The 25,040-nt window shown below is 73.8% G+C and carries 22 protein-coding genes; 9 read left to right on the top strand and 13 right to left on the bottom strand.

What is annotated here, in order from left to right; all coding sequences use genetic code 11:
• Nucleotides 1-123 precede the first annotated feature (123 nt).
• A complete protein-coding gene (locus KMS84_RS14375; RefSeq protein WP_256916598.1) occupies nt 124-1,443 on the top strand; it encodes an activator-dependent family glycosyltransferase in 1,320 nt (439 codons plus the stop codon).
• 214 nt (nt 1,444-1,657) lie between these two features.
• Here KMS84_RS14375 and KMS84_RS14370 read toward each other — a convergent pair whose 3' ends face one another.
• On the bottom strand, nt 1,658-3,202 hold the full coding sequence (locus KMS84_RS14370) for an alpha/beta fold hydrolase (protein WP_256916597.1): 1,545 nt from the start codon (nt 3,200-3,202) through the stop codon (nt 1,658-1,660).
• Nucleotides 3,203-3,365: 163 nt separating this feature from the next.
• On the opposite strand from KMS84_RS14370, the gene KMS84_RS14365 reads away from it, so the two are divergent.
• The 3 genes from KMS84_RS14365 (at nt 3,366) to KMS84_RS14355 (ending at nt 6,419) form a co-directional block, all read left to right on the top strand.
• Nucleotides 3,366-3,719, top strand: a complete 354-nt coding sequence (locus tag KMS84_RS14365; protein WP_256916596.1) for a VOC family protein — start codon at nt 3,366-3,368, stop codon at nt 3,717-3,719.
• Between the two features lie 334 nt (nt 3,720-4,053).
• Nucleotides 4,054-5,034: a dTDP-glucose 4,6-dehydratase gene (gene rfbB, locus KMS84_RS14360; RefSeq protein WP_256916595.1), complete on the top strand. Its 981-nt coding sequence runs from the start codon at nt 4,054-4,056 to the stop codon at nt 5,032-5,034.
• Nucleotides 5,031-6,419 carry an NDP-hexose 2,3-dehydratase family protein gene (locus tag KMS84_RS14355; protein ID WP_256916594.1) on the top strand — a complete coding sequence of 463 codons (1,389 nt, stop codon included), beginning with the start codon at nt 5,031-5,033 and terminating at the stop codon, nt 6,417-6,419. Before rfbB ends, KMS84_RS14355 begins: the two co-directional genes overlap by 4 nt.
• 77 nt (nt 6,420-6,496) lie before the next feature.
• Here KMS84_RS14355 and KMS84_RS14350 read toward each other — a convergent pair whose 3' ends face one another.
• Together KMS84_RS14350 and KMS84_RS14345 are read right to left on the bottom strand one after the other, a co-directional pair.
• Entirely contained in the window at nt 6,497-6,949 is a 453-nt protein-coding gene (locus tag KMS84_RS14350) for a carboxymuconolactone decarboxylase family protein (RefSeq protein ID WP_306425459.1), read from the bottom strand.
• Nucleotides 6,950-7,057: 108 nt separating this feature from the next.
• Nucleotides 7,058-7,828 (bottom strand): gamma-glutamyl-gamma-aminobutyrate hydrolase family protein, encoded by a 771-nt coding sequence (locus tag KMS84_RS14345; protein WP_256916592.1) that lies wholly within the window; start codon nt 7,826-7,828, stop codon nt 7,058-7,060.
• 226 nt (nt 7,829-8,054) lie between these two features.
• Here KMS84_RS14345 and KMS84_RS14340 point away from each other — a divergent pair, with 226 nt between their 5' ends.
• From KMS84_RS14340 to KMS84_RS14330, 3 genes are all read left to right on the top strand, one after another.
• Nucleotides 8,055-8,981, top strand: coding sequence for an ABC transporter ATP-binding protein (locus KMS84_RS14340; protein WP_256916603.1), 927 nt, complete (start codon nt 8,055-8,057; stop codon nt 8,979-8,981).
• Nucleotides 8,978-9,817, top strand: a complete 840-nt coding sequence (locus KMS84_RS14335; RefSeq protein ID WP_256916591.1) for an ABC transporter permease — start codon at nt 8,978-8,980, stop codon at nt 9,815-9,817. Before KMS84_RS14340 ends, KMS84_RS14335 begins: the two co-directional genes overlap by 4 nt.
• A 387-nt stretch (nt 9,818-10,204) precedes the next feature.
• Complete coding sequence (locus tag KMS84_RS14330; protein WP_256916590.1) at nt 10,205-11,143, top strand: nuclease; 939 nt, start codon at nt 10,205-10,207, stop codon at nt 11,141-11,143.
• Between the two features lie 129 nt (nt 11,144-11,272).
• Here the strand turns inward: KMS84_RS14330 and KMS84_RS14325 are convergent, their stop codons facing one another.
• The gene (locus KMS84_RS14325) at nt 11,273-12,154 is read right to left on the bottom strand and encodes a helix-turn-helix domain-containing protein (RefSeq protein ID WP_256916602.1); all 882 of its coding nucleotides are present in this window, start codon (nt 12,152-12,154) and stop codon (nt 11,273-11,275) included.
• 499 nt (nt 12,155-12,653) lie between these two features.
• Here KMS84_RS14325 and KMS84_RS14320 point away from each other — a divergent pair, with 499 nt between their 5' ends.
• A complete protein-coding gene (locus KMS84_RS14320; RefSeq protein ID WP_256916589.1) occupies nt 12,654-13,274 on the top strand; it encodes a VOC family protein in 621 nt (206 codons plus the stop codon).
• Between the two features lie 112 nt (nt 13,275-13,386).
• On the opposite strand, the gene KMS84_RS14315 is transcribed toward KMS84_RS14320, so the two are convergent.
• The 8 genes from KMS84_RS14315 to KMS84_RS14280 all read right to left on the bottom strand — a co-directional run bounded on the left by KMS84_RS14315 (nt 13,387) and on the right by KMS84_RS14280 (nt 21,927).
• Nucleotides 13,387-13,803 carry an enediyne antibiotic chromoprotein gene (locus KMS84_RS14315; RefSeq protein ID WP_256916588.1) on the bottom strand — a complete coding sequence of 139 codons (417 nt, stop codon included), beginning with the start codon at nt 13,801-13,803 and terminating at the stop codon, nt 13,387-13,389.
• 265 nt (nt 13,804-14,068) lie between these two features.
• Complete coding sequence (locus KMS84_RS14310) at nt 14,069-14,734, bottom strand: response regulator transcription factor (RefSeq protein WP_256916601.1); 666 nt, start codon at nt 14,732-14,734, stop codon at nt 14,069-14,071.
• 256 nt (nt 14,735-14,990) lie between these two features.
• A complete protein-coding gene (locus tag KMS84_RS14305) occupies nt 14,991-15,395 on the bottom strand; it encodes a GNAT family N-acetyltransferase (protein WP_256916587.1) in 405 nt (134 codons plus the stop codon).
• On the bottom strand, nt 15,379-16,665 hold the full coding sequence (purB, locus tag KMS84_RS14300) for an adenylosuccinate lyase (RefSeq protein ID WP_256916586.1): 1,287 nt from the start codon (nt 16,663-16,665) through the stop codon (nt 15,379-15,381). Before purB ends, KMS84_RS14305 begins: the two co-directional genes overlap by 17 nt.
• A 51-nt stretch (nt 16,666-16,716) precedes the next feature.
• The gene (locus tag KMS84_RS14295) at nt 16,717-18,210 is read right to left on the bottom strand and encodes a type I glutamate--ammonia ligase (RefSeq protein ID WP_256916585.1); all 1,494 of its coding nucleotides are present in this window, start codon (nt 18,208-18,210) and stop codon (nt 16,717-16,719) included.
• A 27-nt stretch (nt 18,211-18,237) separates the two neighbouring features.
• Nucleotides 18,238-19,626, bottom strand: a complete 1,389-nt coding sequence (locus KMS84_RS14290) for an amidase (protein ID WP_256916584.1) — start codon at nt 19,624-19,626, stop codon at nt 18,238-18,240.
• A 10-nt stretch (nt 19,627-19,636) separates the two neighbouring features.
• Entirely contained in the window at nt 19,637-21,601 is a 1,965-nt protein-coding gene (locus KMS84_RS14285) for a hypothetical protein (protein ID WP_256916583.1), read from the bottom strand.
• Nucleotides 21,598-21,927 carry a 4Fe-4S dicluster domain-containing protein gene (locus KMS84_RS14280; protein ID WP_256916582.1) on the bottom strand — a complete coding sequence of 110 codons (330 nt, stop codon included), beginning with the start codon at nt 21,925-21,927 and terminating at the stop codon, nt 21,598-21,600. The genes KMS84_RS14285 and KMS84_RS14280 overlap by 4 nt, the downstream gene beginning before the upstream one ends.
• A gap of 336 nt (nt 21,928-22,263) precedes the next feature.
• Here KMS84_RS14280 and KMS84_RS14275 point away from each other — a divergent pair, with 336 nt between their 5' ends.
• Nucleotides 22,264-23,346, top strand: coding sequence for a methyltransferase (locus tag KMS84_RS14275; RefSeq protein ID WP_256916581.1), 1,083 nt, complete (start codon nt 22,264-22,266; stop codon nt 23,344-23,346).
• 82 nt (nt 23,347-23,428) lie between these two features.
• On the opposite strand, the gene KMS84_RS14270 is transcribed toward KMS84_RS14275, so the two are convergent.
• Complete coding sequence (locus KMS84_RS14270; protein WP_498066950.1) at nt 23,429-24,949, bottom strand: FAD-dependent monooxygenase; 1,521 nt, start codon at nt 24,947-24,949, stop codon at nt 23,429-23,431.
• Nucleotides 24,950-25,040: the final 91 nt, after the last annotated feature.

Raw genomic sequence — 25,040 nt, 5'->3', positions numbered from 1 at the left:
GGACGGGCGGGACGGGCGGGCCGGGGCCACGAGAACCGAGCAGCGCGCCCGTCGGCCCGCGACCCCCGTTCCCGTACCCGTACCCGTTTCCCGTCCCTGTTCCCGATCCCAAGGAGTGCCGTCATGCGCGTCCTCATCGTGCCGTTCCCCTGGAAGGCACATGTCTTCAACCTGGTGCCGCTCGCGTGGTCGTTGCAGACGGCCGGGCACGAGGTGCGGGTGGCCTGCTGGCCGGATCTGCTCGACGCCGTCACCTCGGCCGGCCTGACGGCCGTGGCCGTCGGGCCCGGCGAGCAGCCCGACGTCCGCAGACAACGCGACCGGCGCCAGACCTCCGACCGCGCGGCCGCCGCCCGGCGCGCCGCGCAGCCGACCGTGGACCCGCTGTTCGACCCGCGGCCGGACCGCGAGCGGCTGAACTGGGAGCAGGCCTGCCACGTCTTCGACGCCCTGGTGCTTCCGCAGGCGCGCCGCTCCAACGACTCGATGACCGAGGACCTCGTCGCACTGGCCCGCGCCTGGCAGCCGGACCTGGTCCTCTGGGGCGCCAAGGCGTTCGCGGGAGCGGTGGCCGCGGAGGCGGTGGGCGCGGTGCACGCCCGGGTGCTGTACTCCGTCGACGTCTACACCCGCATGCGGGAGGACTTCCTGCACGCCCGGGCCCAGCAGCCGCCGCAGCGGCGCACCGACGCGCTGCGGGACTGGCTCACCGGCTGGGCGGGCCGGTACGGCGTCGGGTTCTCCGAGGACCTGGTCAACGGTCAGTTCACCCTCGCCCCGCTCCCCGAGGCCTTCCGGCCCGACGCGCGGCCGACCACCCTGCCCGTGCAGTTCGTCCCCTACAACGGGCCGGCCGTCGTGCCCGAGTGGCTCGCCGAGCCGCCCGCGGCGCCGCGCGTGCTGATGACGTTCGGCGACTCGGTCGACGACGGCCCGGCCCGGCTCCCGCTGCCCGTCACACGCGTCCAGGAGATCCTCGACTCGGTGGCCGACCTGGAGATGGAACTGGTGCTGGCCCTGCCGCCGGACGCCCTGCGCGAGCTGCGCGAGGTGCCCGCCAACACCCGTGCGGTGCGCTCCGTGCCGCTGGCCGAGGTGCTGCCGACGTGCTCGGCCGTGGTGCACCACGGCGGCACCTGGTCGTTCGGCTGCGCGCTGCGCCACGGTGTGCCCCAGCTGCTGATCGGCCGGGCCTTCGACGCCCCGCTGAAGTTCCGGTGCCTCGAGGCCGCGGGCGCGGGCGTCGGCATGACGCCGGCCGAGGTGGACGGGCCCGCGGTGCGCGCCGCGCTCGTCCGGCTGCTCCACGATCCGGCGGTGCGGGCGAACGCCGTGCGGCTGCGCGAGCAGATGCTGGCCCTGCCCACGCCCAATGAGCTGGTGCGGACCCTGGAGTCCCTGGTCGCCGCCCACCGAACGGCCCCCGTGGACGCCCTGCGCTGACCGGCCGGGCGCCCGCGGCGGCGGGCGCCCACAGGTCGCCCCTGAGACGTCGCCCCTGAGACGTCGACTCTGAGACGTCGACTCTGCGACGGCGACTCTGCGACGTCGGCCGAGACGGCGGCCCCGGGACCAGGCCAAGAGGGACGGGCCCCGCGTGATCATCACGCGGGGCCCGTCCCTTCGAGCTGTGTCAGGGGGTGTGCCGGACGGTGCGTCAGGACGTGGGCACCGGGTCGGCAGCCGCCTCGCAGACGGCGTCCCTGCCCTTCTTGGAGGCGGGACGGGTGCCGTCCCGGAAGAAGTCCCCGACGTACTTGTTCAGGCAGGCGTTGTTGTTCGCCGACAGCGCCGCGCCGACGTTGTGGCCGCCCTTCTCCAGGATCAGCCGGGAGTTGGGGAACAGCGCGTGCGTCTCGACGGCGCCGGCGACGCCGTGCGCGGTGTCGAACTGGGGCTGCACCAGCAGCACGCTCACCTGGTCGTTGCCGACCTTCATCGGCTTGCGCGCGGGCTCGGGCCAGAAGGCGCACGGCGCGTCGTACCAGGTGTTGGGCCAGGTCAGGATTCGCGCACCGTTCCGGTACTGGCGGGAGCGGTCCTTGCTCCAGCGGTTCCAGTTCTGCGGCCAGGGGCCGTCGAGGCAGTTGACCGCGTTGGTCATCGCGTGGCGGTTCTGGTGCGGGAAGCCCGGCGGGGTGTAGCCGGTGCGCAGCGACGTCGGGTCATGGCGCACCACGAAGTCGGAGAGCACCTTCGCCCGCGACAGCCAGGTCCAGCTGCGGTAGACGACCGGCTCGAACATGTCCGCCCACTCGGCGGGGCCGATCGCGCCGTCGAGAGGCGCCGCGGTGAGCTCGTCCTGCGCCTTGTAGTAGTTCGCCTCGACCGCGGCCTCGGTCGTGCCCAGGTGGTAGACGCTGTCGTACTTGGCGACCCAGGCGAAGAAGATCTCGGCGTTGCGCTCGGACAGCACGTTCTTGCGCAGGCTGTTGCGGTATCCGACGCCGCTCGGGCGCACCACGCTGTCCAGCACCATCCGCTGCAACCGGTTCGGGAACAGGGTGGCGTACACCGAGCCGAGGTAGGTGCCCCAGTCGGTGCCGAAGTAGGTGATCTTCTCCTGGCCCAGGGCGATCCGCATGCGGTCCAGGTCGCGCGCCGCCTCCTCGGTGCCGAGGTGCTCGAGCACGTCGCCGTACTTGTCGCCGCAGCTCTGGGCGTAGGCGCGGGCCCGCTTGACCCACTGCTGCTCGGCGGCGGGGGTGGCGGGCGCCGGGTCCGGCTGCGCGTGCCCGGGGTCGAGGTAGCCGACGTCGCAGACGACGGCCGGCTCGCTGGCGCCGACGCCGCGCGGGTCGAAGCCGATCCAGTCGTAGGCGGCGCCGACGTCCTTGGCCAGTCCGGTGGTGCCCGTGGCGTACCGGGTGGGCAGGTCACGGCCGATGCCGCCGGGCCACTGGCCGCGGTTGAGCACGACGACGCCCTTGTACTCGCTGTCGGGGACGGTGTGCTTGGCCCGGGTCAGTGCCAGGCTGATCTGCCTGCCCTGGGGGGCGTCGTAGTCGAGCGGCACGGTCACCGTGCCGCACTCCAGGTTCTTCAGCAGGTCGCCGAGCACCGGGTCGCCGCCCGGACACGGCACCCAGTCGATGCTGCCGGCGGCCGGTGCGGCCGTGTCGTTCGCCACCGCGACCGGGGCGACGGCCGAGCCCACCAGCGCGGCCGCGATCACCGGTATGACCAACGCGAGCTTTCTCACGTAATTCCCCTCCTCATTCAGCGCGCTCGCAGCGTGGCACCGGCCTGTCGGCTCACGCTCAAGAACGCCTGGAAATCGCCTCGAGGCGGTATGAGGGTCGCTGCGGCGGCTTCCCGGATTTCCCTAGCATGAGGCGACGAATTTCCAACCCCGGGAGTTGAGAATGTCCGACGCGGCCATCCAGGGAATCAAGACCGTGCTGCATCCGGTGGCGGACGTGGCGGCGGCCAGGAAGCTGTACGCCGCCCTGTTCGGCATCGAGCCGCAGACCGACTCGGAGTACTACGTCGGGTTCGACGTCGCGGGCCAGCACATCGGGCTGGTGCCGGCGGGGGCGCAGGACCTCACCTCGCAGGTCGCCTACTGGCACGTGGCCGACCTCGACGCGACGCTGGCCGAGGTCACGGCCGCGGGCGCCACGCTGGGCAGCCCCGCCAAGGAGGTCGGCGGCGGCCGCCGCGTGGCGACCGTGACCGACCTCGACGGCAACGTCATCGGGCTGTTGCAGGACAGCTGACGACGCGTCCGGCGACCGGCGTCGCCCGCCGCTCCCGGCGCCCCGCGCCGCCGCCCCCGAAGCCCCTCGCGCTCGGCGAGTCCGCAGGCTCAGGCGCCTCGGGCGAGTCCGTCGAGTTCGTCTCAAGAGGGCTTCGAGGGCGGCCGTCCAGCCTCACCGGACAGGGTGGGCGCCGACTGCCGTCCGGGAGACGCACGGGCGCCCGCGTCGGCACGGCGGCCGGCTCCTCGCGGCCCGCCACGGCCGACGGGGCCCGCGGCGCACCCTCCGTCCCCTCAAGGAAAAGGGAAAAGGACATGCTTCGAGCGTGGAATTCCGACTGCGACGTGATCTCATGAAAATCCTCGTCACCGGCGGCGCCGGATTCATCGGCTCGCATTACGTACGGACCATGCTCGACGGGGGGTATCCGGGTTTCGAGGACGCGCACGTCACCGTCCTGGACGCGCTGACCTACGCGGGGAACCGCGACAACCTCCCCGCCACGCACCCGCGGCTGTCCTTCGCACACGGGAACATCCTCGACCGGGAGCTGCTCAGGGGCCTCCTCGACGGGCAGGACGCGGTGGTGCACTTCGCCGCCGAGAGCCACGTCGACCGCTCGATCGCCAGCGGCGCCGCGTTCGTGCGCACCAACGTGGAGGGCACGCAGGCTGTCCTCGAGGCCGCTCTGGCGGCCGGCGTCGGGCGGATGGTGCACATCTCGACCGACGAGGTGTACGGCTCCATCGAGGAGGGCGAGTGGACCGAGGAGTCCCCGCTGCTGCCCAACTCGCCCTACGCCGCGTCCAAGGCGGCCTCCGACCTGATCGCCCTGGCCTACTTCCGCACCCACGGCCTGAACGTCTCGGTCACCCGGTGCTCCAACAACTACGGGCCCTACCAGCACCCGGAGAAGTTCATCCCGCTCGCCGTCACCCACCTGCTCGAAGGACGCCCCATACCCGTCTACGGGGACGGGGGACAGATCCGCGAGTGGCTGCACGTCGACGACCACTGCCGTGCGGTGCAGCGCGTCCTCACCGACGGCCGGGCGGGCGAGGCCTACAACATCGGCGCCGGCACGGCCGTGCCGAACCTGGAACTGGCCCACCGGCTCGCCGAACTGTGCGGGGCGGGACCGGAGATGATCCACCACATCACCGACCGCAAGGGCCACGACCGGCGCTACGCCCTGGACCAGGGCCGCATCGAGCGGGAGCTCGGCCACCGGCCGCTGACCGCGTTCGACACCGGGCTCGCCGAGACCGTCGCCTGGTACCGGGACAACCCCAGGTGGTGGAAGCCGCTCAAGGAGAACGGCGGCCGGCCGTGAGCGCCCCGGCACAGCTCGTCCCGCGCGCCAGGGCCGCCGTCGCCGAGCGCCTGGCGCTGTCGGCCGCGACGGCCGAGGGGGCGCACACCGCGACGTCCGAGGTGCCGGGCTGGCTGGAGGCGCACCGGCGCTCGAGCGGGACGGTGGTGCGGCGCATCCCGTTCGCCGAACTCGCCAGCTGGTCGTTCGCCCCGGACACCGGCGACCTGCGGCACAGCAGCGGACGGTTCTTCACCGTCGAGGGACTGCACGTGTCCAGGCCGCGGACTCAGTGGCAGCAGCCGATCATCGTGCAGCCGGAGATCGGCATCCTCGGCATCCTGGCCAAGGAGTTCGACGGGGTCCTGCACTTCCTGATGCAGGCCAAGATGGAGCCCGGCAACCCCAACCTGGTGCAGCTGTCGCCCACCGTGCAGGCCACCCGCAGCAACTACACGCAGGCCCACGGCGGAACCGGGGTGAAGTACCTCGAGCACTTCCTCGCCCCCCGGCGGGAGCAGGTCCTCACCGACGTCCTCCAGTCCGAGCACGGGGCGTGGTTCTTCCGCAAGCGCAACCGCAACATGATCGTCGAGGTGGACGCCGACGTCCCCGTCCCGGTCCACGACACCTTCTGCTGGCTCACCCTGGGCCAGATCCTGCGGCTGCTGCGCCTGGACAACATCGTGAACATGGACGCGCGCACCGTCCTGGCCAGCGCCCCGGCGGCGCCCGCCGAGACGAGGGCGCTGTCCTCCGACGCCGACCTGCTGGCCTGGTTCACGGGGGAGCGGGCCCGCCACGACGTCCGGGCCCGGCTCATGCCGTTGCGCGAGATCGCCGGCTGGCAGCGCGACGAGTACGCCGTCAGCCGCGTCGACGGCCGGTTCTTCCGGGTGGTCGCGGTGTCGGTCGAGGGCGCCGGCCGCGAGGTGGCCGGCTGGACCCAGCCGATCATCGAACCGGTGGAGCGCGGCGTGGTCGGCTTCGCCTACCGGGTCTTCGACGGCGTCCCGCACGTCCTGGCGCACGCGCGCGTCGAGGGCGGCTTCCTCGACACCGTCGAGCTCGCGCCGACCGTGCAGTGCGTGCCGTCGAACTACGCCCCCCTCCCGGCCGACGAGCGGCCGCCCTTCCTGGACACGGTGCTCGACGCCCCGCCCGAACGCGTCCGCTACTCCACGGTGCACTCCGAGGAGGGCGGCCGGTTCCTCGACGCCGAGAGCCGCTACCTGATCGTCGAGACCGACGAGGCGACGACGCCCGCCGAGCCGCCCCCGGGGTACCACTGGGTCACGCCGGGGCAGCTCAAATGGCTCGCCGCGCACAGCCGTTACGTCAACGTGCAGGCCAGGACGCTGCTCGCCGTTCTCGACGCGGCGATCGGCGGCGACGGCGCGCCCTGAGCCCGGCAGGTCCGCACATGACGTCAGGCCCTGTCCGGGGAGTGCCACCGGACAGGGCCTGACGGGTTCGGGAGGGGTTACTGCGCCGCGCTGAGCCGACTGGTCATCGGGGTCCACGTCTTGGGGTTGATGCGCCAGTCCACCGCCTCCTGCTTGGTGACGACGTTGACCCGGTTCCACAGGTTGACCAGCCCGATGTGCAGGACCACGGCGGCCAGCTGCACCTCGGTCCAGTGCTTGGCGGCCTCCTCCCAGACCTCGTCCGAGACGGGGTCCTCGCGGCCGTCGATGCGCGTGGCCGCCTCGGACAGCGCCAGCAGCGAGCGCTCCGCGTCGGTGAAGCAGGTCTGCTCCCGCCACGTCTCCACCACCGGCAGCCGGCGGTCCTCCTCACCGGCGTCCTCGAACTCCTTGGGCTTGGTGGGCAGGTGGACCGTCCGCCCGTTGATCTGGCTCACCCGCAGGTGGACGAGCACGAGCGTTTGCAGGGGCACGCCGACGCTGTTGACGGCCTTGACCAGCGCGCGCATGGGCGGAAGAACGTCGGGAACCACCAACGAGGGGTTCGGCATCCGCGGCGACATAATTCTCCTTCGCATGGGGATCGGAAATCAGTTTGCCCTCGGGGTCGCCTTTTCTCAATGAATCGAAAATGCGGCGCCCGGGTCTTTCCGCAGGCGTCCGGCGGCGTGTGCGAGGGCTTGGTGGAGTCGTTTGTCGGCCGTGTATCCGGATTCCCATTGCACCCCGATCGCAAAGGGGTGGTCCGTGACCTCCACGGCTTCGACGGTCCCGTCCCCGGCCCATCCGGTGACGGTCAGGCCGCTGCCGAGCCGGTCCACCGCCTGGTGGTGGTGGCAGGCCGTCTCCGGCTCGTCCTCGTCGAGGATGCCGGCGAGCAGGCTGCCGGGCAGCAGCTTCAGCGGCTGGCGGCCCAGGGTGAAGGACGCCGTGCGCGGACGGTGGCCGTCGTGGCCGGTGACGTCCGACAGATGCTGGTGGAGGGTGCCTCCGTGCAGCACGTTGAGCAGTTGCATCCCGCGGCAGATCGCCAGCACGGGCAGTTTCGCCTCCAACGCCTTGCGCACCAGCGCGAGTTCGGCGCGGTCGGCGGCCGGATCGGGCGCCCGGGTCGCCGGGTGGGCGTCGGCGCCGTACAGCGCCGGGTCCAGGTCGGGCCCGCCCGGCACCAGCAGTGCGTCGAGCCGCTCGACCACCTCCTCCGCCCCCGGCCCCGACGGCAGCAGCACGGGCGTGCAGCCCGCCTCGGACAGGAACGTCACGTGCGACTGAAGAGCCAGGGCGACGACCAGATCGCCGCCCTGGAGGGTGACCGGCGCCGTCCGCGCGCAGATCCCGACCACCGGCCGCCGCCGGGCGGACGCCGGACCGTTCGTGACTGAATTCATGACGACCCTCGTTGGTTTCCGGGTTCAACCGAGGAAAGTCAGCAGATGGAACACGCGCTTCCCCGGACAGGCGGAACCGCCAAAATATCGGTGGCGTGATGCACGGGCCATCGTTCACGGACGGCTCCAGGCTGCGACTACTGAACAGATAGCGATCCTGCTATCACAGGGGTCCGGGGGATTTTGCCCCAGCGAAAACTGTCGCAGCCATTCAACCGAGGTGACCATGATCGAGGCCAAGAACCTCACGAAACGCTACGGCGACAAGACCGCCGTGAACGACCTGTCGTTCACGGTCGAGCCCGGCCGGGTCACCGGCTTCCTGGGCCCCAACGGCGCGGGCAAGTCCACCACGATGCGACTGCTGCTGGGACTCGACCGGCCCGACGCCGGCGAGGCCACCGTCAACGGCGTTCCCTACCGCGACCTCTCGCGGCCGCTGCGCGTGGTCGGGGCGCTGCTCGAAGCGCGGGCCGTGCACACCGGCCGCAGCGCCTACGACCACCTGCTCTGCCTCGCGCAGACCCAGGGCATCGGCCGGCGCCGCGTCCAGGAGGTCATCGAGCAGGTCGGGCTGGCGTCGGTGGCCCGCAAGCGGGCGGGCGGCTTCTCCCTCGGCATGGGACAGCGGCTCGGCATCGCCGCCGCGCTGCTCGGCGACCCGGCCGCCCTGGTCCTGGACGAGCCCGTCAACGGTCTCGACCCCGAGGGCATCCTCTGGATCCGCAACCTGATGAAGTCGCTCGCGGCCGAGGGCCGCGCGGTCTTCGTCTCCAGCCATCTGATGAACGAGATGGCCGTCACCGCCGACCACCTCATCGTCATCGGCCGCGGCCGGCTGGTCGCCGACTGCTCCACCAAGGAGTTCATCGAGCGCAGCACCGAGCAGTCCGTGCTGGTCCGCACGCCCGACGGGACGCAGCTCGCCGAACTGCTCGCGCGTCAGGGCGCCACCGTCACCCGCACCGACGAGGGCGACCTCGACGTCACCGGCATCGAGGCCCCGCGCATCGCCGAACTCGCCGCCGCCGACGGCCTGGTGCTGCACGAGCTGTCGACCCGACGCGGCTCCCTGGAGGAGGCCTTCATGGAACTGACCAAGGACGCCGTCGAGTACGACGCCGGCGTCACCGCCGCCGGAGGTGTGAAGTGAGCGCCACGACCGCACCCTTCACCGCGCCCGGCGCGGCGACCGACGGCCGCCGGCCGGGCTTCGGGAACCTGATGCTCTCGGAGTGGACGAAGATCCGCTCGGTGCGCTCCACCGTCTGGTCGCTCGCCATCCTGGTCGTCTTCACCCTGGTGTTCACCGCGCTGTTCCTGAAGATGGGCATCGCGAACTGGGACAAGACCGATCCCGCCCAGCAGGCCGAGATGCGGCTGGACCCGACGGGCACCATCCTGGGCAGCGGCATCCTGCTCAGCCAGCTGGCGGTGTGCGTGCTCGGCGTGATGGCGATCGCCTCCGAGTACTCCACCGGCATGATCCGCTCCAGCCTGCTCGCCGTGCCCCGGCGGGTGCCCGTGCTGGCGGCCAAGGGAGCGGTGTTCGCGCTGCTGGTCCTGGCGGCGGGCGAACTGACCTCGTTCGGCTCCTTCTTCATCGGCGCGCCGATCATGGACGACAAGGCGCCGGTCGCCATCGGCGATCCGGGCGTGCTGCGGGCCGTCGTCGGCTGCGGCGTGTACCTCGCCCTGCTCGGCCTGTTCGCGCTCGCCGTCGGCGCGATCGTCCGGCACACCGCGGCGAGCATCACCGTCGTCATCGGCTTCGTCCTGGTGATCACCCCGATGGCGGGTCTGCTGCCCGGCGGCGCGGGCGAGCGCATCCACGCCTGGCTCCCCACCCAGGCCGGTTTCATGATCACTCAGCAGGCTCCCCGCTCCGGCGATCTGCTGGGACCGTGGGAGGGCCTCGGCGTGCTCGCACTGTGGACGGCCGCCCTGCTGGCCGTCGCCGTGGTCCAACTGCGGCGCAGGGACGCCTGATCCCCGCGGGCGTCCGTCCCCCCCTCGGCGGGCGCCCGCGGCCTCGTGTTTCCAGGGAACGTCGACCTGCCCTCCACTGCGGCTGGAGACCCCCCTGCGACCCTCTTCGCCAGCGGCAGCAGAGAGGGAGTCAGCGGAATGTCTCAGAGGAACGCGCAAGCCGTCTCGATAACGAGTGCATTCAGTCTCGTCCAGATGGAGGGCGCCGGAACGTCGGCGCACAGCGAATTCGACCCGAGGAATTTCGACAGACTCCCGGCACGCGAAGTTCCCCTCGCCGCGCTCTCTCCCGGAGTTTCCCTGCGTCAGGGCGGAACCGACGCCGCTCATGTCCGGCTTCTCGTCGACGCCGCGGATTCGGCGGAACTCCCTCCCATTCTCGTCCAGGTGGACGGCTGTCGTGTCATCGACGGGCTGCACCGGCTGGAGGCCGCCCGGCTCATGGGCGACGAGAGCATCCGGGCCCGCTTCCTCGACTGCTCCAACTCCGAGGCCCTCGTCATCGCGATGAAGGCGAACGGCGTGCACGGCCTGCCGCTGTCCCGGGCCGACCGCGTCGCCGGAGCCCAGCGGGTCCTCGGCTCCCACCCCGACTGGTCCGACCGCGCCATCGCCGGCATCGCCGGACTGAGCGCGAAGACCATCGCCTCGCTGCGCGACCGCTCGGCCGTCGCGACGCCGCAGGGCGGCAAGCGCATCGGCCAGGACGGCAGACGCCGTCCGGTGGACGCGGGCGAGGGCAGGCGGCGCGCCGCCGAGTACATCGCCGCGCATCCGGACGCCCCGCTGCGCCAGGTCGCGCGGGCCACCGACGTGTCGCTGGGCACGGTGCACGACGTCAGCGCACGGCTGCGGCGCGGCGAGGGACCCGAACGCAACGGGCGTCGGACGCACGGCGCACGCCCGCAGCATGTGCGGCCCGTGCACGCCGTGCCCCCGCCCGACGACGTGACCGCGCCGGCCGAGGCGGTCGCCGACGGCGTCCGCCGCGCCTCGCTGCGGGTGGCCGCCAGCGTGGAGGCCGTGCCGACGCAGCGCAGGAACCACACCGAGACCCCGCCCACCTGGGCGGCGGTGGCGGCCAAGATGGCCACCGACCCCGCCATCCGCTACACCGCCGACGGCCGGGAACTGCTGCGCTGGATGCAGACCCAGGCCACCGAGCCCGGCGACGACTGGCGGCGGCTCGTCGACGCCGTCCCGCCGCACTGGCTCGGCGTCGTCGCCCCCATCGCCGAGCACATCGGCAAGGAGTGGTGCCTGCTCGCCGAGCGCCTGAAGACCCGCCAGGAACTGTGCCGCAAACTGTCCCCCTCGGGCCCCTGACGGCAGACCCTCGACCGCCGGCCCCCGACCGCCCGGGCGGCTGAGCACAGGTCCGACGGCTCGGGTCCCTGAGCGTCCCTCATCGCCCGGGCCCATGGCCACTGGTCCGACCCCTCGGCTCCCGGCTGCTCAGGCTCCTGTCGGTGTCGGGGTCGGGGTCGGTGTCGGCTCGTTGGGGGGTGGCCGTAGACGGGTCACGGTGGCCCGTTCGCGGGTGGGGGCGGCCGTGGCCGGGGTCGTGGCGGCGCATCCGGGGCGGGGTACGACGATCGCCGGCGGTTCCAGGTCGGGCAGGGCGAGCAGCGCCGGCGGGTCGACGGGGCGCGGTGGCCGCAGCCGCACCGCCGCGCTGGTGACGTCCCCGGCGGTGACGGTGACGGTCGTGGCGCCGTCGCCCGCGACGAGCGCGGTCCGCACGGCCCGAGGATCGTGACCGGCGCCGGCCGCCACCGCCACCGCGAGCAGATGCCAGCGCCCCTCGGGCACGTCCCGCAGGGAGTAGCAGGACGGACGGTCGCTCGGTACGTCGACGACGGCCGAGGCGACGGCCGGGTACCGGACCACGGGCGTGGCGAAGGCCCCCAGGAACACGCGGGCGTTCCCGTGGCCCGGCGGCAGCCTGACCGTGCCCGCGACCGAGCCGTGGTGCGCGCCCGGACCGGGCCGCGGCCCCGGCGGGTCCTCGCCCTTCTCGTGGCACAGCCGGCGGAACCGGCCGGGGGACAGGCCGACGCCTGCCGTGAAGGCCTGCGTGAACGAGCCCGGGTCCGGGTATCCGACCGCCGTCGCTATCTCCTCGAAGGGCATCGGGGCGGCGCCGATCAGTTTCTTCGCTTCGTGAATGCGTACCGCGGCGAGGAATGTCCCGGGACTCACCCCGGTCTCCTCCTTGAATACGCGGGAGAAATCGAGACGGCCGAGCAGAGTGTCCCGGGCGATATCCGTGGCGATATCCGCGAGGGGCGACGGATCGCCGTATCGCTCGCGCAGGTACGCGACCGCCTTCTCCACCACTGCGTCCACAGCTGCCCTCCCCACGTGTCGAACCACTCGACAGGGTGGCTCGGGAGCGTCCTGATCGGCTCGCGTCCCGCTCGAGAACCACTACAGCCCGCGGACAGGACGGGACCGTGCTGAGGGCCGCCGCCGGGGCCCTCGGGGGAGGGGTCGCGGCCGGGGCGGGGAGCCGCGCACCGGCCCCGGCGGGGCGCGGCCCGACCCGGTGTCACCCGACCGGCGGCAGACGTGGACGGCCGGGTGTGACCAGTGCGACCTGGTGAAACGGTGTCGCGGCCGGAGGCGCCGCGGCCATCCGCGGCCGCCGGGCGGCGGGGCGTTCGCCGCTCCGGCGGCCGCGACCGCCCGGTCGTGCGCCGGCTTCGCCGCTCCCGCGTCGGGCGCGAGGGGCGGGCCGCGGCCGCGCCGGCGCTTTCCCGACGGCCGTCCGGGCGACGTTCGCGGCCGCCGCACAGGCGGCCGATCCCCAACTCCCGTGGCTACAGTGACCGATATGACCTCCCTCGCATCCGTCACCCTGGAGGTGGCCGATCACGCGGCCGCCGAGCGCTTCTACGCCGACGCCTTCGGGCTGGGCCCGCGGTTGCGTCTGCGCGCCTCCGACGCGCAGACGACCGGATTCCGCGGGTTCACGATGTCGATCACCGTCTCGCAGCCGGCCGACGTCGACAGCTTCGTCGAGTCCGCCCTCAAGGCCGGCGCCACCACGCTGAAGCCCGCCTCGAAGTCCCTGTGGGGCTACGGCGGCGTCGTGCAGGCCCCGGACGGCACGATCTGGAAGATGGCGACCTCGTCGAAGAAGAACACCGGTCCCGCCACCCGTGAGGTCGACGACCTCGTGCTCCTGCTGGGCGTCGAGGACGTGAAGGCGAGCAAGCAGTTCTACGTCGAGCGCGGCCTGTCCGTCGCGAAGAGCTTCGGCGGCAAGTACGTCGAGTTCGCCTCCGACGACGCCTCCCCCGTCAAGCTCGCGCTGTACAAGCGCCGGGGCCTGGCCAAGGACGTCGGGGTGCCCGAGGAGGGCGGCGGTTCGCACCGCATCGTGCTGGGCAGCACCGACGGGTCCTTCACCGACCCGGACGGCTTCGCGTGGGAGAGCGCGCCGAAGGCGTAGGCCCGCGCCGTCCCGTGCGGGGGACGGCGACACGAACGCGCCCACCGAGCGGTGCCGGTCGCACGGGCACCGATCGGTGGGCTGCGGTCTCGTCCGGGAGGCCGTGCGTCGCTCAGCCGAAGGAGATGCCGGCGCCGACCGCCCCGGTGGCGTCCTGGTAGGCGACCAGCTGGCACTGCTGCACGGCGCAGTCGACGGTCACGGACGTGCCGGCGCCCGTGCTCCAGTCGGTGGCGGTGAACTGCCGGTGCACCGTGTAGGACGCGGTGAAGGAGCCGTCGGCGGCGACGGTGGCCCGGGTCAGCGCGTCGGTGCAGGTGGTGCTCTCCCGGCACTGCGACACGGCGACCTGGGAACCGGCCGGGAAGCCGGTGCCGGTGACGGTCACGGTCTGCCCGTCCGTCAGACCGCTGCTGGGCGAGGCGGTCACGGCCGCGGCCGCGGAGGCGGGAGCGGCGGAGACGGCGAAGGCGGCCAGGACGGCGGAACCCAGCAGGCCGGCCTGGGTCAGACGCGAGCGGATCTGCATGTTCTTCTCCCCGATGGGTGCGGAGTACGAAAACCGGAACGGCGCGTTCTGATGATCACGCCTCACCCAGAGTCGACGGCACCGCATGAGAGCGGGTCGAGGTCCGCTCGAAGCCCGCTCGATTCCGCGGCGGGCCGCCGCGCCGCGGCTCCCGTTCCCGATCCCCGGCGTTCGCATCCGTCTCCCGGCCGGCCCCCGATCCCGGCTCCCGGCCCTGCGGCTCCCGGCCCCGGGCGGCCCTACGGGTTGCCGATCCCGGGCGGCCCTACGGGTTGCCGAGCATGAAGCCGACGCCGCGCACCGTCACGATCCAGCCGCTGTCGCCCAGCTTGCCGCGCAGGCTGCTGACGTGGGTGTCGACGGTACGGCGGGACCAGGAGTCGCCCCAGACCTGCTGGAGGAGCTGCTTGCGCGGGATGACGGTGTCGGGGTGCGAGGCCAGCAGGCACAGGAGGTCGAACTCCTTGCGGGTCAGGGCGACTTCCTCGCCGCCGACCAGGACCTCGCGGGAGCCCACGTCGATGTGCAGCCGGCCGTGCCGGATCTCGCGGGCGGCGGCCGGCTGCCACTCGGCACGCCGCATCACCGCCTCGATGCGGGCCATCAGCTCGCGCAGCCCGTACGGCTTGGCGACGTAGTCGTCCGCGCCCGCCTGAAGACCGAGGACACAGTCCAGTTCGGAGGCGCGGGCGGTGACGATGATGACCGGCACCCGGCTGACGGCGCGGATGGCCCGGCAGACCTCCAGACCGTCCAGGTCGGGCAGTTCCAGGTCCAGCAGCACGAGATCGGCGTCCTCGTGGGCGCGCAGCGCGGCCTCGCCGCGCCGCACGCCGAAGGCCTCGTGACCGTGCCGGCGCAACTGGGTGACCAGCGATTCGGCGCAGGCGTTGTCGGCGTCGACGACGAGGACACGGCGGCCGGAGGGCATGGACACGACGGCGCCGTGACCGGCGGCCGCCGGCCGGCGGTCCCCCGCGGGCCGGGGGGCGGCCGGGGTGGGTCCGGCGGGCGGGCGGGTGTCGAGCAGCGCCTGGGCCGATGTCACGGTCGTGCCTCCCCCGGGAGTGCGGTGCGGTGCGCGGGGCGGGCCCCGCCCTGACCACGAATCTAGGCAAGCGCGGTCGAGCCCCGGTACAGCCCCGGCAGCCCCCGCGCGGGCGGGATCCCCAAGGGGGGCGCGGGTGCTAGGGGTTGAGCACCCAGGCCGACTCGTGGCGGGTGAACCCGATGTGCGGGTAGTAGTCGACGGCCGCGGGCGCGGACAGCAGCACGAGCTTGGCGTCGGGCGCCTCGCCCCGCGTGGCGTCGATCAGGGCGCGGCCGATGCCGGAGCGTTGGCGGTCCCGCACGACGGCGATGTCCGACACGTAGGTGACGTAGGAGAAGTCGGAGACGGCGCGCACGATGCCCAGGAGCGCGCCCTCGTCGTCGCGGGCGACCAGCACCAGGTTGGCGTTCTCCACCATGGCGGCGAACCGGTCCCGCTGCCCGACGGGCCGCCGCTCGCCGAGCCCCGAGGCCGTGTAGACGCCGAGGACCTCGTCCAGGTCGAGCGAGGCGCCGTCGACGCGGTCAATCTTCCAGCTCATGCAGCTTCTCCAATCGGGTGCGGATCACGTCGTGGTGCGTGAGGAAGCGCTCGGGGCCGAGCCCTGCCAGATCGATGCCCTGCTTGGCCAGGGAGGCGCCGAAGTGCTCGCCCGTCGCCAGGGTGTGGTTGGCCGCGGCCTGCACGCTGCGGTAGGCGCGCTCGCGTTCCATGCCGTCGCCGAGGAGTTCGGCGAGGACCGCGGAGCTGTGCACGAGGCCGTCGGTCTCGTCGACGTGCGCCCGCATCCGGTCGGCGTTCACGGTGAGCGAGGCCACCAGATCGGCCGCCCTCGTCACCTGGAAGTGCCCGACGCTCAGGCTGTCGGGGAGGATCACCCGCTCCACGCTCTGGTGGGCGAGGTCGCGTTCGTGCCACAGCGCCACGTTCTCCAGAGCGGTGTCGGCGTAGCCCCGCAGCAGCCGGGCCAGCCCGCACAGGCGTTCGCTCGTGGTGGGGTTGCGCTTGTGCGGCATGGCGCTGGAGCCCTGGTAGGCGCCCGTGCGCGCCTCCTCGACCTCCCGCACCTCGGTGCGCTGCAACAGCCTCAGCTCCAGGGCGATCTGTTCCACGCAGGAGCCCAGGGTGGCCACGGCCTGGAGGAGCTGGGCGTGCCGGTCACGGGCCACGACCTGGCTCGGCGCGGGCTCCACGCCCAGGCCGAGGGCGGCGCACACGTACTCCTCGACGACGGGGTCGATCAGCGCGTAGGTGCCGACGGAGCCGGAGACGGTGCCGACGGCGACGGCCTCGCGGGCGGCGGCCAGCCGGCGCAGCGAGCGGTCCACGGCGAAGGCGTGCCCGGCGAGCTTGTGCCCGAAGGTGGTGGGCTCGGCGTGCATGCCGTGGGTGCGGCCCACCATCACGGTGTCCCAGTGTTCCAGGGCCCGCTCGGTCAGCACCCGGCGCAGCCGGCGCGCCGCGCCGGCGAGCAGGTCCGTGGCGCGCGCCAGGGTGTGGCCGAGCGCGGTGTCGACGAGGTCGTAGCTGGTCATCCCGAGGTGCACCCACCGCGCGGAGGCCTCGGGGATGTCCTCGCAGTAGGCGGCGAGGAAGGACAGCACCTCGTGGTCGCGCTCGCGCTCGATCTCGGCGACCCGCTCGGGGGCCGGGACCCGGGCGCGGCGCATGTCCTCGACGGCCTCGTGCGGCACGCGGCCCAGGGCGGCCTGCGCCTGTGAGGCGAGGATCTCCACCCGCACCCAGGTGGCGTAGCGGGTCCGGTCGCTGAAGAGGTCCGCCATCTCGGGCAGCGTGTAACGGGGGATCATGCGGGGCCTCCGTCGGGAAGGGAGCGGCACGGGCCGGGGACTCGACGCGGGTCAGTAGGCGCCGAAGTACTCACGCTGCTCCCACTCGGTGACCCGGCCCGGAGCGGGCGCCGCCTGCACGGCCCAGGCCTCGTAGCGGCGCAGCTCGCTCTCCTTGAGCTTGACGAGGCAGGCGGCGAGCGGCTCGCCCAGCAGCCGGGCGGCGCGGCCGGCGCGGAAGGCGTCCAGGGCCTCGCCCAGCCCCTGCGGCACCAGGGCGGCGTCGTCGGACCGCGCGGGCGCGGCCTGGGCCGTCAGGCCCTCCAGTCCGGCGAACAGCTGCGCGGCGATGTTCAGGTACGGGTTGGCGCACGGTTCGCCGATCCGGTTCTCGATGTGCGCGCCGGAGCCGTGGCCGACGACGCGGAGCATCGCGCTGCGGTCCTCCTGGCTCCAGCCGAGCCGGGTGGGCGCGAGGGCGTGCTCGGCGGCGAGCCGCCGGTAGCCGTTGACGGTGGGCACCGACAGCAGGCACAGCTCGCGCGCCCAGGACAGCAGTCCCTCGGCGTACGCCTTGCCCTGCGGGGGCAGCCCGCCGGAGGGGCCCTCGGTGCCGAACAGGTTGGCGCCCGAGGCGAGGTCGGTGACCGACTGGTTGAGATGCCAGCCGCTGGGGTCGGCGGCGTCGAGGAGCGGCTGCGACATGAACGAGGCGTGGTGGCCGCGCCGGGCGCACCAGCTCTTGGCGACCGTGCGGAAGAGCAGCATCGCGTCGGCGGCGTCCAGCGCGGACATCGGGCTGAACGTCGTCTCGACCTGTCCGGGCCCGGACTCGTGCTCCATCGACCGCAGCGGCAGGCCGAGGGCGAGCAGGTGCAGGGCGAGCGGGTCGGTCAGGGGGGCGACCGTGTCGTAGTGGGCGTCGAGGTTGAACTGGTAGCCGGCGTTCAGGGCCGCCACGCGCGGCGCCCGGCCCTGGAGGCCGAAGCCGTTGCCGGCGTTGCCGGGCTCGTCGTCGAGACGCCGCGTCAGGTACCACTCGACCTCCAGGCCGACGGCGGCGGCCAGCCCCTGCTCGGTGTACCGGTCGACGACCCGGCGCAGCACGGCCCGCGAGGACAGCGGGTGCGGGCTGCCGTCGCGCAGGTACTCGTCGCCGATCACCCAGGCGGTGCGCGCGGTGCCGCCGGGCAGCGGCTGGAACGTGAGCGGGTCGGGGACGAGGACGAAGTTGCCGGCGCCGGCGATCTCGTCGACGCCGATGCCGTGGTCGCCGAGGAAGTCGACGGCGACGGCGTGCCCGGTGTCGAAGACGAACGGGCCGGGGCTGAAGTTCATGCCGTTGCGCAGCACGGAGCGGAACGCCCCGGCGGTGAGGGTCTTGGAGCGGGCCAGCCCGTGCGGGTCGCCGAAGACGAGGCGGACGAAGTCGAACTCGGCGAGGCCCGCCTCGATCCGTTCGGCGGCGGCGGTGCGGGCCTCGTCCCACAGCCCGTGATCGGCCACGAACGAGGGCCGCCCGACGCAGCCCTCCGCGGCGGGCGAGGACCATGACCTGACGTACATGGGGACGTCCTTTCCACAGGGCGTGAGTCAGCGGGCGACCGCGGGTTCCAGGGTCCGCGCGGCGGGCGGCGCGAGCATGCCGAGCTCCGCCTCCAGGCGTCCGGCGAGCGAGAGCACCAGGTCGTCCCCGCCGACGGGGCCGACCAGTTGCAGGCCCACCGGCAGCCCGGAGGCGGTGAGCCCGGCGGGCAGCGACAGGGCGGGCTGGCCGGTCATGTTGAAGGGGTACGAGGCGGGCGCCCAGGCCAGCCACCGCAGATCCCGCGGGTCGTCCGCCCAGGACGGCCCGATGGCGTCGGCGGCGAACGGCTCGACGGGCACGGTGGCCATGGCGAGGACGTCGTAGCGGTCCATGACGGTGCGCAGGGTGGCGCGCAGGTTCTGGCGGACCTCCTCGGCGCGGATCACGTCGGCCCCGCCCAGGGTGCGCCCGTAGCGGATCACCTCCAGGCGGCCGGGGTCGGCCCACCCGTCGTCCTCGGGCCGGGCCCCGGCCGCCTCGGAGGCGGCGATGAGGTCGACGAGCGCGGGGTACAGGCGGTCGCAGCGCACCTCGACGTCCTCGACCAGGTGGCCCTGGCCCACCAGGGCCAGGCGTGCCTGCCCGGCGACCCGGCGGACCTCGTCGGCGGTGCCGTCGTACTCGATCCAACCGATCCTGAGCATCCGGTCGGCGCGCGGCGCGTCGAGGGAGCCGAGACCGGAGTCGGGGTCGGCCGGGTGCGGGCCGGACATGATCCGCCCGAGCAGCGCGGCGTCGGCGACGGTGCGGGCGAGGGGGCCCTGGTGGGCGAGCCGGTCGGCGCTGTTGGGCACGTACGGGATGCGGCCCAGGGTCGGCTTGTAGCCGACGACGCCGCAGAACGCCGCCGGGATCCGGATCGATCCGGCGCCGTCGGTGCCGAGCGAGGCGTCGCACAGTCCGGCGGCCACCGCGGCGGCGGCGCCCCCGCTGGAGCCGCCCGCGGTCAGGCGCGGGTCGTAGGGGTTGCGGGTGGGCGGGGCGACGCGGCTGACGGTCGAGGCGCTCCAGCCGTACTCGGAGGTGGCGGTCTTGCCGACGACGACGGCTCCGGCGGCGCGCAGCCGCGCCACGGCGGGAGCGTCCTCGCGGGGCCGGGTGTTGGGCAGCAGCGAGCCCCGCACGGTCGGCAGGTCGCCGGTCTGGAGCAGGTCCTTCACGGAGACGGTGACGCCGAGCAGCGGCAGGGTCCGCCACGCGTCGGCGCCGAGTTCGCGGATCCGCGCGTCGGCGCGCTCCGCCGCCCGCAGCGCCTCCTCGCCCGCGACGGCGACGTACGCGTCGAGGGTGTCCCGCTCGCGGGCGGCGGCGAGGACGGCGCTCGTGTGCTCGACGGCGGACAGCTCGCCCCGCCGCAGGAGTTCCCTGGTGTGGCTGACGCCGCGGGCGGTCATCGCTTCCCCCTCAGGACGCTCGGCGGACCTGGCCGGCCAGGGCGTCCGAACGCGCGGGCCCCCGGCCCGTGACGCTCGCCCAGTGCCAGGCGGAGTCGAACGCGGTGACCTCCAGTTCGGACCCCGCGGCGACCAGTTCGGCGGCGAGCGAGGTGGCGCGGGCGACGAAGGCGGACACCTGGTGCGCGGCGAGCACGTCCTGCTCGCCGAAGGGGTCGCCGGCGCAGCGCAGCAGCCTGAGGTCCATGAAGCCGTCGAAGCGGCGTCCGTCGACCTCGACGGCCTGCGGGGAACGGACGGAGAACCGCACGTTGTTGTTGACGTGCCCGTGGTGGTGCTGGTCGGAGAAGAACGCGACGTCGGGGATGACGGGCGGCACGAAGTGGTCGCGGGCGGTCACCTCGGGGGCCTTCGGCAGGTTGCCGGCGACGAAGTGCCAGGAGTTGTACTGCATGCGCGAGGACATCGCCCAGGCGGCGTCGGCGAGCGCGGCCTCGGAGCCGCCGAAGTGCGCGGCGGCCCGCGGGCTCGGCACCACGCAGCAGAAGAAGTGGGTGATGTCCCAGTCGCAGATCTCCGCCCAGTTCTCGCCGCGCAGCGCGCGGACCAGGCCGGGCAGCGAGCGCATCCCGCGGCTCATCGCGAAGTCGGCGTCGAAGGCCGTGACGGTGGCGGCGACGCTCTCGTACACCAGGGACTCCAGGCCGGTGCCGAACGCGCCGTGCGGCCGGGCGAGCCAGCCGGGTGCCGCGGCCAGGTCCCGGCCGAGGTCGGCGAGTGTGCCGCCGGTCAGCGGCAGCCGCGCGCGCAGGTGCTCGGCGACGGCCGACTGGCGGGCCTCGGCGGCGGGGCCGGGCGGGCCGGCGACCCGCTCCACCTTGTGCATCAGCGCCCCGTGGATCTCGCGGTACAGCTGGGCGCTGCGGCCCACCGAGCGGCGGCGCTCGCGCAGCGCGAGGGCGAGCCGGTCGAGGTCCGCGACGCGGTGGGAGGCGGGGGCGGGCACCGGCTCGGCGCCGGGCACGGCGTTGTAGGCGCGGCGCACCCGTTCCAGCGTGTGGGCGACGTGATCGACGGTCAGCTGGGTGCCGTTGGCCTCCTCGACCCGGCCGAAGCCGGCCGAGCGGATGAGCAGCGTGAGGCAGACGACGAGCTGGACGTCGTGGTCGGACCACAGGTCGAGCGGCAGGCCGTGCAGGGCGGTGAGGGCGCAGTCGGGGTGGCCGGGCCACAGGGTCTTGCCGGTCAGCGTGTTGCGGCCGCGGAAGTTCGTGTACTGCGTGTCCTCCTGGTAGAGGACGAACGGGGCGGTGCGCAGGGCCGCCTCGCGGGCCTGGGCGACCAGTGCGTCGCGGCCCTCGGGGCCCTGTTCGGCGAGCCAGGCGCGGCAGTCGGCGGCGCGGGCGGCGCGCCGTTCGCGGGCGCGGGCGAGCTCCCGCCGGTAGAGGGCGAGGACCGGCTCGCTCCACGGCACGCGGCGGACGCCGCCGACCAGGTCGCGGGGGTCGAGGGGGCGGGCGTCGGGGGTGCGCACGACGATGCGGCCGCTGGTGCTGAGGCCGATCTCGCCCCGGAACGCGGGCGGTTCGCCGGGTTCGCCGCCGTCGGCGCCGGATCCGTCGCCACTGCTGTCCCTGTCACCGTGGCTGTCGCCGTCGTCGTCGCGCCAGTTCAGTCCGCACAGCGCGGTGAGGGCGGCCTGCTCGGCGCTGTTCAGGGCCCGCAGCTGGACGTCGCCGGGAACGTGCCCGTCGAGGGTGAGGAGCACCTCGAGCGCCGACCGCAGGTCCGCCGCCCCGGCCGCGCTCCGCCACACGCGCCGCAGCAGTCCGGGAAAGCCGGCGTCCGCCTCGGCGACGCGGTCCGGGGTGAGCGTGCTGCCGGCGGGCAGGCCGAGCCGGCTGGGACGGCGGCTGATCCGCTTCCTCGCCTGCACCGCGCGGCGGGACTCGGGGCGCCCTGCGGGATCCTTCATGCGGCACTCTCGGCGGTGAGTTCGACGTGGTTCCACATCGCGTCGTCGGTGGGGCTCCAGTCCTCGTCGACGTAGATGCAGTCGACCGGGCACTCCAGGACGCAGGAGGGACAGCCCGAGCACAGCTCGGGGACGATCACCACGTCCAGGCCGCGGTCGAAGATCGCGCCGAACTCCGCGGGACAACCGCGCAGACAGCTGTCGCAGGTGATGCACTCGGACGGTTCGATGCGCCGCGGCGGCTTCTTCCAGTTGTCGGCGCGCGAGCGCCGGGCGATGCGCTCGGCGCGCTCCGACAGCGCCGCAGACGAGGCAAGCTTCTTCACGGGAGTGGCCCCCTCCGGGACTCTTCTCGGCCACGGCCGAGACGGACGGTGCCCATCGTCATCGCGCCCTCTCGACTGCCCCCGGAGCGCGGGTGGGGACCGGCTGGAGCTGGCGCGCCCGGCGGTCCGCCGCCCGGAGCCGCCCCCGGCCCCGCACCGTGCGCGCGAGCCGCGCCCGCACCGGCGCGGCTCCAGCCGTCCGCGAGCGCGGCCCGTCCGCCCCACCGGACCCTCGGAATCCGGGGCGTGCCCGGCGGTCGCCGGCCGCGGGCGCGCCGACCTGCCCGCCGCGGGCGGACCACCGGGCCGCTCGCCGCCCACCACACGGAGGAACCCATGCCGCTGCCGCCCGCCCGTGTCGTCCGCGCCGTCGAAGCCGTGCGCACCGGTCTGCAGAGGCTGGTGCGCAAGCTGGCCCCCGCACCGTTCTCGCTGCTCGAAATGGTCCAGGGCGCCATGCTCAGCCAGGCCATCTACGCCGCCGCAGAGCTGCGCGTGGCGGAGGCGCTGCGCGACGGCCCGCTGCCCGTCGCGCGGCTCGCCGGGCGGGTCGGCGCCCACCCGGAGACCCTGCACCGGCTGCTGCGGCTGCTCGCCTCGAACGGGATCTTCGCCGAGCGCAAGGACGGCAGCTTCGCGCTGACGCCGATGGCGCGGGCGCTCCTCGAGGACGCCCCGATGTCGATGCGCGGCATCGCGGTGCTGATGGGCCACCCGGTCCACTGGGAGGACTGGTCGCACTTCGTCGACGCGGTGCGCTCCGGGGAGCCGAGCCTGCCCAAGCTGCGCGGGATGACGGCCTTCGAGTTCCTGGAGGCCAAGCCGGAGTACGGCGAGGTGTTCTTCAAGGGCATGGGCGCCATGTCCACCACCGAGACCGAGCCGGTCCTGGCCGCCTACGACTTCTCCCGGTTCGGCACGGTCGTGGACTTCTGCGCCGGGCGCGGCGAGCTGCTCGCGGGCATCCTCGCGAAGTCGCCGGGCGTGCGCGGGATCCTCGCCGACCCGCGGGTGGCCGACAACGGCGCGGCCGAGTACCTGGCCGAGCAGGGGGTCGCCGACCGCTGCGAGGTGGTCGCCGCCGACCTGTTCGGGCCGGTGCCCGAGGGCGGGGACGCCTACGTCCTCAAGCACATCGTCCACGACTGGCCCGAGGAGAAGGCGCTGGAGATCCTGCGCAACGTCCGCGCCGCGATGCGGCCGGGCGGGCGGCTGCTGCTGATGGAGATGGTCGTGCCGGAGAAGGCGAACGCCGCGCACGCCGCGAAGCTGGTCGACCTGTGGCTGATGCTGCTGGTGGGCGGCAAGGAGCGCACGGCCTCGCAGTACCGGGGGCTGCTGGCGGACGCGGGGTTCCGGCTGGAGCGGGTGGTGGAGACCGCGGGGGCGATCTCGGTCGTCGAGGCGAGCGTGCGGTAGCGGCCCGCACGGCGAAGAGGGGCGCCGCCCGGTGATCCGGGCGGCGCCCCTCTTCGTGTGCGTCCGTCGGCCGCCGGCCCGCTCAGCGCTCGGCGGGTGTGCCGAACCAGCGGGCGAGGGCCGCGTCGAGGCCGTCGGCGCCGCCGGCCGCGGTCCAGGCGACGTGGCCGTCGGGGCGGACCAGCACCGCCCCGGCGCCCGCGAGGACCGCGCCGCCGTCCGACGCGGAGGCGGTGGCCGTGACGACGTCGACGCGGTCCGCCCAGGCCGCCGCGGCCTCGCGCACCCGGGCGTCGTCGGCGAGGTCGAGGAGCAGGCCGCGGCCGGCGTGCAGCAGCCGGAAGGTGTCGGTCGTACCGCCGGGCCCGGTCAGCGCGATCCTGGCCAGGCGGCGGCCGAGCAGCGGGTGGGCCCCGTCCCCGTCCCCGTTCCCGTCGCCGTCTGCGCCGATGTCGTAGCGGATGTCGAGGTGGGAGACGACGCCCGCCAGGTGGCGGCGGACCACGTCGTGGCCGGTGAGTTCGGTGAGGATGCTGCGCAGCGGTTCGGCCTGGTCGCCGCCGAGGAAGACCATGCCCTGCGCGCGGGTGTTCATCAGCAGGCGGCGGCCCACCGGGTGGCGCTCGGCGTGGTAGGTGTCGAGGAGGGCGTCGCCGGCACGGCCGGTGACGACGGCGGCGAGCTTCCAGCCGAGGTTGGCGGCGTCCTGCACGCCGGTGCTCAGCCCCTGGCCGCCGGCGGGCAGGTGGATGTGGGCGGCGTCGCCGGCGAGCAGGACCCGGCCGCGCCGGTACTCGGCGGCCTGGCGGGTGGCGTCGCTGAAGAAGCTGACCCACTCGGCGCCGCCGCCGCTGATGTCCTCGCCGGTGATGTGCTCCCACGCCTTGGCGACCTCCTCGAAGGTGACCGTGTCGTCGGCGCTGCGGGCGGCGGCGCCGTGCGGGCACACGATGATGCGGTGCACGCCCTCCTTGAGGGGGGCGGCCATCACCATGCCGTTGGGCAGGGTCTCGCCGAGGTAGCGGGGCTTGAGGTCGACGCCGGTGATGTCGGCGAGGAACATGGCGCGGGTCGCCTCGGTGCCGGGGAAGCCGATCCCGGCGAGCTTGCGCACCGTGCTCTTGCCGCCGTCGCAGCCGACCAGGTAGCGGGCGCGCATGCGCCGCACGCCGTCCGGGGTGCCGACGGTGACCTCGGCGTGGTCGCCGTCCAGGAAGCCGTCGGCGAGGGCGAGGACCTCGTGGCCGTGGTGGACGACGGCGCCGAGGTCGGCGGCCCACCCGGCGAGGACCGCCTCGGTCTGGCTCTGCGGGATGCCCCGGGCGCCGAAGTGGGCGCCCTCCAGGGAGGTGAAGTCGAACTGGACGCCGCCGAAGTGGCCGACCGAGCTGACCTCCAGGGTCTCGCCCTGTCCGAAGCGGGGGAGGATGCCGCGCTGGTCGAACACCTCCATGGCGCGGGCGGTGAAGCCGAGACCGCGGGACTGGCCGGTGGGCTCGGCCAGCTTGTCCAGCACGATCACCTCGGCCCCGCCCAGGCGCAGTTCGCCCGCGAGCATCAGTCCGGTCGGCCCCGCGCCTACGACGATGACGTCGGCGTCCATCGTGGTGTCTGGCATGTCGTCGAATCCCTCTCACTCATCTGTGGTCCGTGCTCGGTGCGGGCGGGCGGCGACGTCGCCCGGGCGGGCGCGC

The sequence above is a fragment of the Streptomyces hilarionis genome, assembly GCF_024539675.1.
In the GTDB taxonomy this organism is placed as follows: domain Bacteria; phylum Actinomycetota; class Actinomycetes; order Streptomycetales; family Streptomycetaceae; genus Streptomyces; species Streptomyces hilarionis.
The sequence above is the reverse complement of the archived record's forward strand: the minus strand, read 5'-3'. Positions and strand labels throughout refer to the sequence as shown.